Consider the following 15,151-nt stretch of genomic DNA (forward strand, 5'->3'; position numbering starts at 1 on the left):
ATATAAAGAATTTGATACAGTTAAAAAGGTAATATGTTACTTAATTGATTTATGCTGAAAATGAATATAAAAGAGGTGCTGGGAGAGGGATGACAATGAGAATATTATATATAGCGCTTGCTATTGGCATTATAGGCACGGTAACATTTTTTGTGGTCAAAAACAGCTTTGAAACCAAATCAACAGGTCGTTTTGATGCCTTGTCTGCCAGACAAAAAATAGAGAAGGACAAAATTCTGATAAAAAAGATAGAAGATTTACCAGAGCCTATACGCAGATGGCTGAGCCAGTGTGGTGCTTTAAGCAAGTTAGACATTCAGTACATGGATATGAAACATGTGGGTGAGATGAGACTTGACCCTGAAAGCAACAAGTGGCTGAGTGCAAAAGCCACTCAAAGGGTAGGGGTGCTAGAGCCTGGTTTTGCCTGGCAGGTTAAAGCGGATGTGGCACCAGGACTTAGGGTTCTCGGGTTGGATAGCTTGATTGAGGGAAGAGCAGAGATGGTCATTAGACTTTTAGGTGTTTTTCCTGTTGCAAATGTGAAGGACACCCCAGAGGTGAATGAGTCCACCATGCATAGGTATTTGCTGGAAATGGGATGGTATCCACAACTGGCCCTGCATAAGGACATAAGTTGGACTGCCATAGATAAGAACACAGCAAAAGCTTCGCTTCAAGCCGGAGACAGTGATGTTTCTGTCATTATTGAAATCAATGATAAGGGGCAATTTATCGGATCAAAGGCCTATCGCTATTACGATGGCAAGGATGACCTTCAAAGACGTCCTTTTGAAGGTCGTGTTACAAGTCACACTGTCTTTGATGGTGTGGAGATTCCACGTGAAATGGAGGCGGTTTGGATGCTTGAATCGGGTCCATTCAAATGGTACAAGGTCAAGGTCGTATCGGCTGAGTTTCACTAGAAAACACTTCATGTTCTCCTAAACATGGATATGTCCTATGTTATAATACCCATGTACATGGATAGGAGGATTGTATGGGATACTTACATGAAGAACTTATTGTGAACACCTTAAAACTTAGGAATCGGTTGGTTATGGCTCCTGTGGCAACAGAAAAAACCACAGGAGATGGTAGGGTGACCAATGAGCATATTGATTTTTATAAAGAGAAATCGAAGAATGAAAATATTGGTCTTTTCATAGTAGAACATAGTTACATATCAAAAGAAGGAAAGGCCAGTCCTAAGCAAATCTCCGTTGCTGACGACTCGGATATTGAGGGGCTATCACGAATTGCTGAGGTGATTCATAGCAATGGAGCTAAGGCTGTCTTACAGATCAGTCATGCGGGAAGTGCCGCAAGTGAAGAAGTCACAGGTATGAGAGCCGTTGGACCTTCAAGTGTGCCTAATCCAAGAAAAGGTGTACTTCCAGAGACAATGTGTCATGATGACATTAAAAAAATTGTGGACAAGTTTGCCAAGGCTGCCTTACGTGTTAAGAAAGCGGGATTTGATGGGGTGGAAATTCATTCAGCCCATGGATATTTTTTAAACCAGTTCTACTCCCCACTGACAAATAAAAGAAAAGATGAATACGGTGGTTCTCTTGAAAATAGGATTAGAATTCATCTTGAAATTATAGGGGAAGTGAGAAAGACAGTCGGGGAAGATTTTCCAGTCTTTTTACGACTGGGGGCTTCTGATTTTACTGAAGGGGGCACTTGTTTAGAGGACAGTCTGATAGCGGTTAAGTTCATGGAGCGTGCAGGCATTGACTTAATAGACATTTCAGGTGGCTTCTGTGGGTATGCATCAGATCAGTTAAGCGGACAAGGTTATTTTAAAGGCCTAACTGGTCCAATAAAAAAGGCTGTGAATATTCCTGTCATACTGACAGGTGGTGTCACATCTCTTGAAGGGGCTCAAGCGCTATTGAAGGAAGAAGCAGCCGACTTGATAGGGGTTGCAAGAGCACTATTAAAGGATTCAAGTTGGGGGATGTCCTCATAAAAGTAAGTCTTGATAATATAGTAAGGCTTTACATAATGATAAGTCTCAAGTTACGGACTAGAGTGTTGTAGCTGGACAAAGCTAAATATTGAAAAAGACCAGGGCGTGTATAATTTCCTGGTCTTCTTTTGATACTGGTGTTTTAGTCCTTATCTCCATCGTTAGATTCCGATGAGGGATTATGCATATCTGTATCCTCTATATCAAGGGCATCTGTTTTTCCATCCCCAAGCCCTACATCAATATCTTTCTCTTCATCTTCATCTTCATCTTCATTTACTATAGAATCATCAGACATAGATTGTGAAAGTCCCATTCTTTCTCTCTGGGCGTCAATCTCTTCTGTAGGCCAAACACCGGTTCGGGCTGCAATTCTTGCTAGGTACATTTCTACTCTTGAGACCTCATCAACAGGAGCTTTTTGTGAACTGTCTGGTCCGGTCTTGTATTCGACATCATCCATGCCAGCAACCATGGCATTGTATGAGTTGTCAGCCTTGCTGAGGTCTGAAGTGTCTTTTTTGAAGTTTGGGTCGAAGGCATAACCCAATTGATTGAGTTGAACGGCACTGCTAACACCACTTTCGCCTCCGTTTTCAAGTAAAGCGCGCTGAGAGTCTCTGTAGGCCTGGGAATTCATCCCACTTGCATCCTTTTCGCTATGCATGCCTGTGCCTATATGATTTCTATGGAGAGGGGCAGCTTCTTGGTATGCATAGGCTTCATTTTCAAATTGCTTAACGTCCGATGACTGTCCGCGCTTGTCATCAGAGCCTCTGTTGAGAACTTCAAAGCCGATGGTGTGTTCAGATTCATGGGTTTTTCCAGATGTTTTAAGGCGTTGCTGCTCCCGTTTTTTTGCACCATGCTGGCCCAATCGGTATTTGGCTCGGCTGCTTTTTTTACCATCAAGCATTTGACGAGACTTAAACAAGGGATCTGTGCCCAGTCTTTTAAATCGTTTTCTTGCTTGAGATGGTGATGAAACGCTTTGAATGCTGTTTTGCCCCTTGTGCTTACTAATTTTTTTTGTGAGACCCAGGGGTTTTGTATCTGAACTTTTGCTGGGCGTCATAGGGGAATTTTCTTTCATTGTCGCCTCCTTGTTTCAACCTTGTAAATGGTAGTAAATTACCCTTTGGAGAGGGGGTTATTCACAAATATCACAATCAGAACTTCAAATGTCTTCATTGTTATTGACAAGTCTTAATGTTGAAATAAAATAATTTATTTTGCCAAAACGCTTGCTTTTTTTTAGTTTAGGTGTTATTCTGTTTAAGAACCTTAAATAAAGAGTAAAAAACATTTAAATAAAGTATTATCGATGGAATCATTTCTGTACTTGCTACATTTTTGTTATCATCGCTGAAATTTTATCTATGGAAGCAATAGTGCTTTCTAAATGTCTTTTTTCCAAGTATCTAAGGACTATAAAATTTTGGAGGAAACAAATTATGATGAACGGTACAGTAAAATGGTTTAACGCAGACAAAGGTTTTGGTTTTATCACTGGCGAAGATGGCAATGACGTATTTGCACACTTCTCACAAATCAACAAAGATGGTTACAAGACGCTTGAAGAAGGCGAAGCAGTAACTTTCACTCTAGCTCAAGGTCCTAAAGGTCCTCAAGCTGAAAACATTACTACTAAGTAATTTCAGACTAAGCTAATAGAGGGACTTATCCATTTGGGTAAGTCCTTTTTTAATGTATAAATTTTTTGGAATATGCCGGGCTATAAGTCTACCGCAAATCATTAAAATTTTATGATTTACTGAGGGTTTGTAAGTCGCTCATAGTAGGAAGGATGTGATGGAATGTCTTTAAAAAAAGCAAAAGACCATTTAATGCAAAATGGTGTGTCTATTGTGGTTGTAAAAAACAATGAAGTGGTGTTTGAAGCAAATCAAAGGGGCATAAAGCCAATTTTGACTTGTTCACAAATAATAAAGATCTTCTAAAAGACAGTTACGTAGCTGACAAAGTCATAGGAAGGGGCGCTGCCATGTTCCTTCTAAGCGCAGGTGTGAAAGGTATTTATGGTCGACTGATGTCTAAGCAAGCCCTTGATATATGCCCTGCTGATATGATTGTAGAATATGATCAAGTGACTGACTACATAATGAATAGAGACAAAACAGGATCTTGTCCAGTTGAGTCCATTAGTATGGAAGTGGATACGGTTGAAGCTCTTACAAAAAGAGTTGGCCTTTTTCTGGACAGTCTTAAATAAGGGGGAAATATGAAATTTAACACGAAAAGATTGATTGTTTCAGGTGTCTTGATGGCATTTGGACTGGTGATACCTATGGCTTTTCATGGAGCGGGCATGGCAGGCCCTATTTTTCTACCAATGCATATTCCTGTTTTGGTTGGAGGTTTTATTCTGTCCCCCTTATATGCACTTTTTGTTGGAATGTTTACCCCTGTATTGAGCAGTTTTTTGACAGGTATGCCGCCAGCGTTTCCCATTCTACCTATTATGATTTTTGAACTTGGCTTATATGGATGGTCGATCTCGGTTCTAAAAAGAAAGACATCTTTGAATCAGTTTTCTATACTAGTTCTTGGAATGGTTGCAGGCAGATTAGGAGCAGGCGCTATAGTTGGACTTCTAGCCAGTGGTTTTGGGCTTAAAATGAATCCGATGATTTATTTACAGGGGGCTGTAGCCAACGGACTACCGGGTATAGTCCTTCAAATGATATTTATACCACCCCTTATGAAAGCGGTGGAACGTGCAGGGTTTGTCTCTGATCAGAAGGCCCAAGTATAACTTAGCTTTTCAAGAAAATCAGGGTTTTGTTGGTAAGGCCTCACAAAAATGAATCTAAAACAAAAACGCTTAGAGCACATACATGCTTTAAGCGTTTTTTAGGTTTATATCTATTTTCTTTTATTTTAGAACCTATGATTTCCAGAACTTTGGTGTTAGAAGAGCAAGTACTGTAAATAGCTCCAAGCGTCCCAGTAGCATGAAGAAAGAAAGCAGGAGTTTGCTAGGTGCGGAGAAAGCGGCGTATGTTTGAGTGGGACCGACAAAGTCAAAACCTGGACCGATGTTGCCGAGTGTTGCGGCAACAGCACTTCCAGCGCCTAATAGGCCTATGCCTTCAATAGATATTAATATTGTTCCTAGAACGAATATCATCATATAGAGCATGAAAAAACTTGCAATATTCATAAGTGTGTCTTCAGGCACATTCTGATTGTTAATTTTAACAGATACCACTGAGCGTGGGTGAAGGATCTTTGTGAATTCTCTTTGCACCAGTTTTATCAGAGCCAGGATTCTTACGACCTTGATTGAGCCACCAGTTGAACCAGCACTGCCTCCTATAAACATAAGCATAAAAAGTATGGCCTTAGAGAAGGTAGACCACTGTTCGTAGTCAAACGAAGTGTATCCTGTTGTGGTGATAAGTGAAGACACTTGGAAGAGAGCGTGTTTAAAGGCTTCAAACCAATTGTTGTAAAATGTTATATTGGTGTTTACTGTAATGGCCAGTACAGCAACAGCAATTATGCCCAAGTATAATCGCAGTTCGCTATTTTTATAAACATCCTTCCACTTGCCACGGAACATATCATAGTAAAGAGAGAAATTTACACCTGACATAATCATGAAGATTGAAATAACTATGAATATGTAGGAACTGTTAAATCCACCGATTGACGCATTTCTCGTAGAGAATCCACCCGTTCCCAAAGTACCAAAAGTATGAATGGCTGATTCATATGCGGTCATACCTCCGAAGAGAAGAAGGACAAACTCAATTATTGATATTGTGATATAGGCTGTATATAAAATTTTAGCGGTGTCTTTAATCCGTGGAACAATTTTATCTGCCACTGGTCCTGGACTTTCAGCTTTAAATATATGAAAGCCACCAGACCCCAGTACACGTAGTATGGCAACTGCCACAACAAGTATCCCCATACCACCGATCCAGTGCGTAAAGGAACGCCAAAACAAGATGCCTTTTGGCAATACTTCTATGTCTGTAATAATTGTGGCGCCTGTTGTTGTGAAACCAGAGACGGTTTCAAAAAAAGCGTCCACAAAGGATGGCACACTGCCTGATAAATAAAATGGAAGGGCGCCAAATAGGGAAGCGAAGACCCATCCTAGGGTAACGATGGCGAGACCCTCACGTGCTTTTATAGAATTTGTTCCATTCTTATTGGAAACAATCAAAAATCCGCCAAAACCTACGGTTGCAAGAATACTAATCAAGAAAGGTAAAAAATCACTTTGATTCGTAAAAAAAGCAATTAGGAGTGGAGGAACCATGCCTAGGGCAATAATTAACATTAAATAGCCCAGAACCCGAAAAACAATACGCTGCTTCATTATCGACCGTCCTTTAGGCGGAAGAATGTTTCAAGTGCAGGCACCTGCGACAATAATGAAAACACAACGATTCTATCACCATTTTGAATTCTTGAATCTCCATTTGGAACATGGACCTTGCCCTTATGAACAATGGCTCCAATTATAATACCTTTTGGCAAGTTAAGATCTTTCAGAGGTTTATCGAGCACAGACAAATGCTTGGTTGCAATGATTTCTGTAACCTCTGCCTGTCCATCCAGCAGTAGGGATACGGAAATGACACGTCCGCCACGAATGTACTTAAGAATATCACTGGCTGTGATGTTGACGGGGTTTATCGCCATATCAATGCCTAGTTTTTCTATGATATGCACATAACTTTGTCGTGAAATTTTTGCAATAACCTTGCCAATATCAAGTTGCTTTGCACGCAGAGACATAAATAAATTTTCTTCATCAAAGCCTGTGGCACCAATGAATGCGTCCATTTCTGCCAAGTTTTCCTCTTCAAGAAGATCAATATCAGTGCCTTCACCATGTATAACGAGGGCGTTATCGGGAAGTTGTTCAGAAAGCTGCTTACACCTTTCCAAATTGGATTCAATAATCTTGACGGCAATGCCTTTTTCAGACATAGCTTGGGCAAGATAAAAGCCTATTTTGCTACCTCCAAGAATCATGGCCTTTCGGATGTATTTTTTCTTCATAGAAGTCTTTAACATGTCGGCAATGTCTTTGATTTTATTCTTTTGGCCCATGATATATAAAATATCATTTTCTTTAAGGATGATATCACCATCTGGAATAATGATGTCGCCATTTCTTGAAATGGCAACAATTACGATTTCATTCATGATTTCTAAATCCTTAATGGCGTGATTAACAAAATCTGGGAGGTTTCGAATATTTAAGTTTACAACAGAAACTTTTCCCTTCGCGTATTCATCAAAGTAAAATGAGTAACTTTCCATTAAATAGCGCATAATCTCATTTGCTGTAGCCTGTTCAGGATTAATAACATGATCAATATTATAGAGCTTTTTCATGTATTCAAGCTGGTATGCATATTCAGGGTTTCTGACCCTGGCAACACTGCGCTTACATCCAAGTTTCTTGGCCATAGAGCTGATGAGGACATTGGTTTCATCACTGCTGGTTACAGCAATGACCAAGTCATAATTAGAAATATTGAGTTCTTCCAAAACATCTTTTCTTGCACCATTGGCGGTGACAGTCAAAACATCCATATGTATTTTTAGCCGTTCAAGTACTTGTGGGTTACTGTCTATAAGTGTTATTTGGATTTCGCCATTCAACATGGCAGATGCTAATTTTTTTCCTAGTTTACCTGCACCGATTATCATTACTTTCATATTAGTCACAACCTTTTCCATAGTAGCCTACCTGCATTGTATTAAAATGTGACTGGACTATCAATGAAAGCAGGTAAATTTTCTTGTCTGAATATAAGATTTTTCAATATGTTGAAGGTTTTTAACCATATAATTACATTATCTTCTAATTAATGTGAGGCTTTTTACACTTTCTTAATAATGCATTTGTCACATAATTCACTTTGACCTGTCACACAACTGTGACAAAGAAGGTTTATTATGTACTTAACCCAAACGGATATTCAAACAAAGGGGTTATATATTATTGTGTAGAATCTGAAAGGAGAAATTATGAAAAAATTATTAGGTGTTTTATTATCGGGTCTTCTTGTGACCTCGCTGGCTTTTCCTGCTTTTGCGGATACATTTACGCGTCCTGTTGATATTTATTCTGAGGTGTCAGGATTAACTGTGAATGAGGCATGGGAACTAAGAAATGATTCTGACAAGACTTTTGGTGAACTCGCAGAGGAAAATGGTATTTATGAAGAGTTCCAGGTCTTAATTCAGGCTTTTAACAAGGAGCGGGTGAGCACTTTACTTGAAGATGGAAAAATTACTGAAGACCAAGCGGATGCATGGCTTGAGCAAATCGATAATTGTGATGGGACACCAGGTCAGCATCAGGGTCTTCATCAAAGAGGTCTCGGTGGCATGCAAAACGGGAATGGTCAAGGCGCCGGTTACGGCAGACAGAATGGTTCAGGACAGGGCAGGGGCCCTGGGTTTGGCAATAGAAACAATGACTAATTGATAGAACAAATCAGCACCTCGTCGTAGAGAATCTTGTCATCAAAATTCTCTACGACGAGGTGCTGAACTTTTGGTATTGTTCAGATACATATGACAATCCATTTCATCTCATCTAAGTGGATAGTATTCCTTTTAAAAGGGTATTTTACAAAAAGAGACTATTAATAATATAATGAAATGATCCGTTCGCATGATACTAAAGAAAGGGGAATTTTATGTCAAAAATTCTCGTTGTTGATGATGAAAAAGCACTTAGAGACGTTCTAGAAGATATATTAAAATCACAAGGCTATAGTGTTAGGTTGGCAAAGGATGGTCAAGAAGCCATAGACCTTTTAGAAGAAGAGGCTTTTGATCTCATACTACTGGATGTCATGATGCCCAAGATGGATGGATGGAGTGTCCTAAGAGAAGTGAGAAACAAGGACAATGTTCCAGTTATAATGTTGACTGCACGCAATCTTGAAAATGATGAGGTTTTTGGGTTTGAACTTGGTGCAGATGAATATATTACAAAGCCTTTTAGGAATTCAATTTTACTGGCTCGGGTGAAAGCTGTCCTTAAGCGTTCTGGCATTTTTGATGAAATCCAAGTCTACGAGTATAAATGCCTTACGCTTGATAAACGAGCGGTCAAAGTTTTTGTAAACCAAGAACCCATAGCATTAAGCCACACGGAGTTTGAACTCTTGAGCATACTGGTTCAAAACGAGGGCATTGCCATGTCTAGAGAACAACTGCTCGACAAGGTTTGGGGACTAGACTATTTTGGAGGGGTGCGTACTGTTGACACCCACATAAAGCGGTTGAGAAACAAGTTAAAAGATGCATCTAAAAATATAAAAACCATACGAGGTGTTGGGTACAGATTTGAAGGTGATGTTATTGACGATTAGTCGAAAGCTTTTTGTAGCGCTCTCGATTTTTATTCTTTTTATGACCCTTTTGACAGGGGTGCTTTTCAGGGCATTTATGCCAAGCTTTGTTGAAAGCGCCAAAAAAAATGACATGAAGACTCTAGGCCAAGCGATAATAAATGAAAAAGACATTGATAGACTTATTGAAATACTACCGGTTTACACAGAAGGCACGGACATGTCAATATATATAACAGCTGGTGGAAATCAAGTGGTTTACGGACCAGATATATGGACCAGGGGACGAGGCAATGCAGGTGGAAATGGATTTGGTAAGATGCTTCAAGACAAGGTATCTATTTCTGAAGACTTTTACATGACCCAGCATCACACCCTTCAAACTCCTTTTTTGATGTATTCTCTTCATTTAACAGGTGTTTACGAGGCCTATATTGTTCGCCCCTATCAGTCAATTGATGATGTTGTGAAAGTTTCCAACCAGTTTTTTATGGCGGTCGGGGTCTTGTTTATAGCAGTTGGGATGGTCTTTTCATATGTCTATTCAAAAAGATTTTCTAGGCCCATTGTCGAATTGAACAAGATTGCAAAAAGCATGGCAAGGTTAGATTTCACAAAAGTGTATACTGGGAGTCAAAATGATGAAATAGGTGAACTGGGCAGAAATGTAAATTACTTGTCAAAGCAATTGGACCAGGCCCTGACTGCTCTTAAAGAAGAACTTAGTAAGAAAGAAGCCCTACAAGATATGCAAAAGCAGTTTTTGGCAGAGGCTTCCCATGAACTTAAAACCCCTCTAGCGGTTGTGCTTGCAAATATTGATCAAATTGCTTCGAATTACGAAAGCGGAACATATGAAGACAATCGTATTCAAATCATTGTAAAAGAAATTGAACACATGGATCAGATCATCAAAGATCTGTTAAAGCTCTCGCAGCTAGAGAACCCCGAAATACAACTTACGCGAGAAGCGGTGGATCTGGCGTCTATTTTTGATGATGTCTTTTTTTCATTTTCCAGTATTATTAATGAAAAAAAGCTGGAAATCGAGTATGATTTACCAGCCTCAATACCATATAATTGTGATGCATCCAATATGGAAACAGCCATTCGAAATATTGTTGGCAATGCAATTCATCATACCGAAAATGGTAAAAAATTAAGGATATACGCTCAGAACTTTGAAGAAGATGAATGGAATTATTGCCAAATTGAAGTTTTTAATCAGACAAATCCGCTAACAGAGGCGGAACTAGAATCTGTATGGAAACGATTCTATAAGAAAACGGGCCAAAACAACTCTTCGGGGCTGGGCTTGTCTATCGTTAAACGGATTTTAGATTTGCATGGCATTACATTTGGGTTAAAGAATGTGGACAAGGGTCTTGTTTTCTATATGAAAATTAGGTGTTTGTAATCAAATTAAATAGCAAAGTGAGCGACTGGCAAAATATTATTCCATAACACTCGCTATACAATAAATATTTAAGGATTAAAAATTCTATGTGTTATATGGCAATGGTATAGATCTGTAATTTTGCAAGCGCTAAAGTAAAAAGTCACTGTAGATTATCTCTCACAGTGACTTTTTAGTATCATCATTTGTTAGACCAATCTTACCAATACTTTTTGACAAGTGCGTGTCAGGTCATTGACAATTTAAAATAACAGAAAATACCGAAAAGTGAATCTTGTAAATTAATACCGAGTGTATTTCATTTATATGAAAAAATATATCCTGTAAGCGATTAATATTCAATAATGTGAAATTGTGCTGGAATATCATGAAAAAAGATGTTAAACTTTCATCATAAGGTGAACACATAAATGCAATTTTATCATAAGGAGAGGTACCCATGAATAAAGATATTGGGGCTAGTGTCAAAGCCCTTCGGCTTGAAAATAAATTAACCTTAAAGGATTTAAGTGAAAAGACAGGTCTTTCAACAGGTTTTCTTTCTCAGTTAGAACGGGGCATGACAAGCATAGCGGTGGATGCCCTAAATGATATTGCAGGTGTATTTGAAGTGGACTTGAACTATTTTTTTCCTAAGGTAAAAACAGGTCATGACACAATTCTTCATTATCAAGATCAGAAAATATTTCAAATAGAAAACATGAAATACATGCACTATCATTTATCCAGTGAATTGAAGAATAAAAGTATGTTGCCCAGGCTGGTTGAGATTCTTCCTGGGGAGACCGATGAGAGCATTAGTGAGTATGGCCATATGGGGGAAGAATTCATATATGTCTTAGAAGGTTGTTTAACCCTCTTCATTGATGATGAAAAACATGTTCTTTACCCAAGAGACACCGCGCACTACTTATCAGAAAGACCGCATAATTGGGCAAATTACACTAGTCAGGTTGTTAAAATTCTTGTTGTTTCAGTGCCGAATCCATTTTCTGAAGAGAAGGTGTAAGTAATGAATGAAGCGACTTTATTCAATATACAAAAATTTTGTGTTCATGATGGGCCGGGGATTCGAACGACCCTATTCTTTAAAGGATGTACCATGGACTGTGCCTGGTGTCATAATCCAGAGAGTAAGAGTTTTGATCACCAAATTAGTCATGACGATGAAAAATGCACTCTATGTGGTAACTGTGTTCGTTTGTGTACACAAGACCGACTTATCATTGAAAAAAACGCACTAAAGACCATAAGAGATATCAAGTGTGCTGGGTGCGAAACCTGCACTGACATGTGCACACAGCTTGCAAGGCAAATGGTAGGTCATCCCCACTCAGTTGAAGACCTTTTTCAAGCCGTGATTGAAGACCAAGGGTTTTATGAAACATCTAGAGGTGGCGTCACATTTTCAGGTGGTGAGGCTCTTTGCCAGGTGGACATGGTTTTAGAGATAGCGAAGCGGTGTCATGAACGGGGCATTCATGTGGCTATTGATACCTGTGGAAATGTTCCATTTAGCAGTTTTGAAAAAGTACTACCTTATACAAACCTTTTTCTATACGATATTAAGATTCTTGATGAAGTTGACCATATTCGATGGACGGGCGTGTCCAATAAAACCATACTTGAAAACTTCAATAAACTTTTAGATGAAAATGTTGATGTCTGGCTTAGAATCCCGGTTATTCAAAGCGTAAATGCGACAGATGCATTTATAAATGAACTTTGCAGTTACTTAAAGGACAAGCCTGTGCAACAAGTTCACCTGTTGCCATACCACGAAATTGCGATAGATAAGTATAGACGATTTGGTCTGAATTATAATCCTGATCAATTTGAAAGGCCAACAGATACATGGTTGGCCTCAGCAAAAGCCAAGCTGGAGTCTGCTGGTTTTAAAACTATAATAGGAGGATAAACCATGAAAAGAGGTATGACAGAAAGAACTCAAAAGCTTAGAGAGGAAAGTGTCCGTGCTGTTCCCCATATATCTATTGAAAGGGCTGAACTTGTTACTCAGGCCTATGAAAAATATGCAGGCACTGTGGAAACGCCTATTTTAAGAGCTCTTGCCTTTAAGCATATTATGGAGAATAAAAAGATTTCAATACTTGATGGTGAGTTAATTGTCGGGGAAAAAGGGGAAGGGCCTCAATCGGCACCGACCTATCCGGAACTGTGCTGTCATACGCTTGAAGACATGGATGTTATGGATTCTAGAGACCGAATATTCTTCAAAGTTTCCGAGGAAGCTAAAAAAATACAAGAAGAAAGAGTTATTCCATACTGGAAAAATAGATCGGTTCGAAAGCGAATATTTGACTATGTCACACCAGAATGGAAAGACTGTTATGAGAATGGCATATTCACAGAGTTTATGGAGCAGAGAAGTCCAGGGCATACAGTGGCTGATGGAAAAATATATGAAAGTGGTTTTTTAGATTTTATTGACCGTATTGATCATGAAATTGAAAGTTTGGATTTTTACAATGACAAGGAAGCCTTAAATAAAAAGGCCCAGTTAAAAGGCATGCGCATTACTTGTGAAGCCATAATTTCTTATGGAAAGCGCTATGAAAAATTGGCACTGGAAATGGCTGAGAGAGAAAGTGACCCCAAGCGAAAAGATGAACTCATGAAGATCGCTGAAAACTGCAGTGTGGTTCCAGCAAACAAACCGAAAACATATTGGCAAGCCATTCAAATGTACTGGTTTGTACATATTGGCGTGACAAATGAACTGAACAACTGGGATGCATACAGTCCAGGGCGACTTGACCAACATCTAAATCCATTTTACAAAAGTGACCTAAATACAGGTAAAATAAGCAGAGACCTTGCCAGGGAACTTCTGGAATGTCTATGGATAAAATTCAACAATCAACCAGCACCGCCAAAAGTGGGCATAACCTTAAAAGAAAGTGGTACATACACAGATTTCGCCAACTTAAACACAGGTGGATTAACCGCTGATGGGCAAGATGGTGTGAACGATGTGAGTTATTTAATACTTGAAACCATGGATGAAATGAAACTTTTGCAACCCAGTTCAAATGTTCAGATCAGCAAGAAAACCCCTCAAGATTTTCTTAAGAAGGCATGTGCTATTTCAAGAAAAGGTTGGGGACAGCCTGCCTTTTATAATTCAGAGGCCATAGTTATGGAGCAGTTGCAAGCCGGTAAAACCATTGAAGATGCTAGAGGTGGTGGGGCGAGTGGTTGTATAGAAACAGGTTGTTTTGGCAAGGAAGCCTTTATTCTGACAGGGTATTTTAATCTTCCGAAAATATTTGAGCTGACACTGACTAACGGTTATGATGAAAACAGCGGTAAACAACTTGGGCTTCAACTGGGATATGCGAAAGATTTTGAGTCATATGATGCACTTTTTAATGCCTATGCAAAGCAAGTCCAGCATTTTGTGGACATTAAGATCAAGGGCAACAATATTATTGAGAAAATTTACGCTGAAACCATGCCGTCCCCATTCATGTCAGTTATTACAGATGACTGCATAAAAACTGGAAAAGACTATAATGCTGGTGGTGCCAGATACAATACCAGCTATATACAAGGTGTGGGTATTGGAACCATTACGGATTGTCTGTCAGCTATAAAGTATAATGTTTTTGAGAAGAAGCGCTTCACGATGGATGAACTTATGAAAGCCATTGATGACAACTTTGAGGGTCATGATATGGTGCATCATTTGGTAAAAAACAAAACACCTAAGTATGGTAATGATGATGCCTATGCTGATGAAATTATGCGGGATGTATTCAGTCTCTACCATAAATCAATTACAGGTCGACCAAACATGAAGGGTGGAGCTTATCGTATAAACATGTTGCCAACCACTTGCCATGTTTATTTTGGAAGTGTCATGAAGGCTTCTGCCAATGGGAGACTTGCAGGCAAACCTCTTCCAGACGGGATTTCACCTGCCAAGGGTGCTGACCGAAAGGGGCCGACAGCTGTTATAAAGTCAGCCTCTAAGATGGATCATTTAAACACTGGTGGAACGCTTTTAAATCAGAAATTTACCCCATCAGTTGTGGAAGGCGAAAGAGGTCTTGATAATATGTCCTCTCTTGTAAGAACATATTTTGCCTTAGATGGACACCATATTCAATTTAATGTTATTGACAAAAATGTTCTACTTGATGCCCAGGCCAATCCAGATGACTACAATGATCTAATTGTACGTGTGGCGGGCTATAGTGACCATTTCAATAATTTAGACAAAGCTTTGCAAGATGAAATTATTGAGAGAACAGAGCAAAAGTTTAACTAGGCAACTTGACAAATATCATATAAACAAAAGCCATGCCATGTATAGATATGAAGTAAAAACATATAATGTATGGATACGACAGGAATCTGTAATTTTGCGGCGCC

Annotated in this window: 15 protein-coding genes; 12 read left to right on the plus strand and 3 right to left on the minus strand. The window is 39.2% G+C overall.

The window, feature by feature from the left end; translation table 11 throughout:
* Positions 1 to 95 precede the first annotated feature (95 nt).
* Together ACQ4KW_RS08430 and ACQ4KW_RS08435 are read left to right on the plus strand one after the other, a co-directional pair.
* Positions 96 to 926 carry a DUF6920 family protein gene (locus ACQ4KW_RS08430; protein WP_430886092.1) on the plus strand — a complete coding sequence of 277 codons (831 nt, stop codon included), beginning with the start codon at positions 96 to 98 and terminating at the stop codon, positions 924 to 926.
* Positions 927 to 1,000: 74 nt separating this feature from the next.
* Positions 1,001 to 1,978 (plus strand): NADH:flavin oxidoreductase, encoded by a 978-nt coding sequence (locus tag ACQ4KW_RS08435; protein WP_430886093.1) that lies wholly within the window; start codon positions 1,001 to 1,003, stop codon positions 1,976 to 1,978.
* Between the two features lie 142 nt (positions 1,979 to 2,120).
* Here the strand turns inward: ACQ4KW_RS08435 and ACQ4KW_RS08440 are convergent, their stop codons facing one another.
* Positions 2,121 to 3,071: a hypothetical protein gene (locus ACQ4KW_RS08440; protein WP_430886094.1), complete on the minus strand. Its 951-nt coding sequence runs from the start codon at positions 3,069 to 3,071 to the stop codon at positions 2,121 to 2,123.
* Between the two features lie 364 nt (positions 3,072 to 3,435).
* Here ACQ4KW_RS08440 and ACQ4KW_RS08445 point away from each other — a divergent pair, with 364 nt between their 5' ends.
* From ACQ4KW_RS08445 to ACQ4KW_RS08460, 4 genes are all read left to right on the plus strand, one after another.
* Complete coding sequence (locus ACQ4KW_RS08445) at positions 3,436 to 3,633, plus strand: cold-shock protein (RefSeq protein WP_430886553.1); 198 nt, start codon at positions 3,436 to 3,438, stop codon at positions 3,631 to 3,633.
* Between the two features lie 162 nt (positions 3,634 to 3,795).
* Positions 3,796 to 3,939, plus strand: coding sequence for a hypothetical protein (locus ACQ4KW_RS08450; RefSeq protein ID WP_430886095.1), 144 nt, complete (start codon positions 3,796 to 3,798; stop codon positions 3,937 to 3,939).
* Positions 3,912 to 4,211: a DUF1893 domain-containing protein gene (locus ACQ4KW_RS08455; protein WP_430886096.1), complete on the plus strand. Its 300-nt coding sequence runs from the start codon at positions 3,912 to 3,914 to the stop codon at positions 4,209 to 4,211. The genes ACQ4KW_RS08450 and ACQ4KW_RS08455 overlap by 28 nt, the downstream gene beginning before the upstream one ends.
* Positions 4,212 to 4,220: 9 nt before the next feature.
* On the plus strand, positions 4,221 to 4,754 hold the full coding sequence (locus ACQ4KW_RS08460) for an ECF transporter S component (protein WP_430886097.1): 534 nt from the start codon (positions 4,221 to 4,223) through the stop codon (positions 4,752 to 4,754).
* A 132-nt stretch (positions 4,755 to 4,886) separates the two neighbouring features.
* On the opposite strand, the gene ACQ4KW_RS08465 is transcribed toward ACQ4KW_RS08460, so the two are convergent.
* Entirely contained in the window at positions 4,887 to 6,332 is a 1,446-nt protein-coding gene (locus tag ACQ4KW_RS08465) for a TrkH family potassium uptake protein (protein WP_430886098.1), read from the minus strand.
* Complete coding sequence (gene trkA / locus ACQ4KW_RS08470; protein WP_430886099.1) at positions 6,332 to 7,687, minus strand: Trk system potassium transporter TrkA; 1,356 nt, start codon at positions 7,685 to 7,687, stop codon at positions 6,332 to 6,334. Before trkA ends, ACQ4KW_RS08465 begins: the two co-directional genes overlap by 1 nt.
* Positions 7,688 to 7,999: 312 nt before the next feature.
* On the opposite strand from trkA, the gene ACQ4KW_RS08475 reads away from it, so the two are divergent.
* The 6 genes from ACQ4KW_RS08475 to hypD all read left to right on the plus strand — a co-directional run bounded on the left by ACQ4KW_RS08475 (position 8,000) and on the right by hypD (position 15,047).
* Positions 8,000 to 8,458 carry a hypothetical protein gene (locus ACQ4KW_RS08475; protein WP_430886100.1) on the plus strand — a complete coding sequence of 153 codons (459 nt, stop codon included), beginning with the start codon at positions 8,000 to 8,002 and terminating at the stop codon, positions 8,456 to 8,458.
* A gap of 218 nt (positions 8,459 to 8,676) precedes the next feature.
* Positions 8,677 to 9,357, plus strand: a complete 681-nt coding sequence (locus ACQ4KW_RS08480; RefSeq protein WP_430886101.1) for a response regulator transcription factor — start codon at positions 8,677 to 8,679, stop codon at positions 9,355 to 9,357.
* Positions 9,347 to 10,753: a histidine kinase dimerization/phospho-acceptor domain-containing protein gene (locus ACQ4KW_RS08485; protein ID WP_430886102.1), complete on the plus strand. Its 1,407-nt coding sequence runs from the start codon at positions 9,347 to 9,349 to the stop codon at positions 10,751 to 10,753. The genes ACQ4KW_RS08480 and ACQ4KW_RS08485 overlap by 11 nt, the downstream gene beginning before the upstream one ends.
* A gap of 439 nt (positions 10,754 to 11,192) precedes the next feature.
* Positions 11,193 to 11,762, plus strand: a complete 570-nt coding sequence (locus tag ACQ4KW_RS08490; RefSeq protein WP_430886103.1) for a helix-turn-helix domain-containing protein — start codon at positions 11,193 to 11,195, stop codon at positions 11,760 to 11,762.
* A 3-nt stretch (positions 11,763 to 11,765) separates the two neighbouring features.
* Positions 11,766 to 12,671 (plus strand): glycyl-radical enzyme activating protein, encoded by a 906-nt coding sequence (locus ACQ4KW_RS08495; protein WP_430886104.1) that lies wholly within the window; start codon positions 11,766 to 11,768, stop codon positions 12,669 to 12,671.
* A gap of 3 nt (positions 12,672 to 12,674) precedes the next feature.
* Positions 12,675 to 15,047 carry a trans-4-hydroxy-L-proline dehydratase gene (hypD, locus tag ACQ4KW_RS08500; RefSeq protein WP_430886105.1) on the plus strand — a complete coding sequence of 791 codons (2,373 nt, stop codon included), beginning with the start codon at positions 12,675 to 12,677 and terminating at the stop codon, positions 15,045 to 15,047.
* The last annotated feature ends 104 nt before the right edge of the window (positions 15,048 to 15,151 follow it).

The sequence above is a fragment of the Tianxiuia mixotrophica genome (assembly GCF_050596425.1).
Classification (GTDB): Bacteria; Bacillota; Clostridia; order Peptostreptococcales; family Acidaminobacteraceae.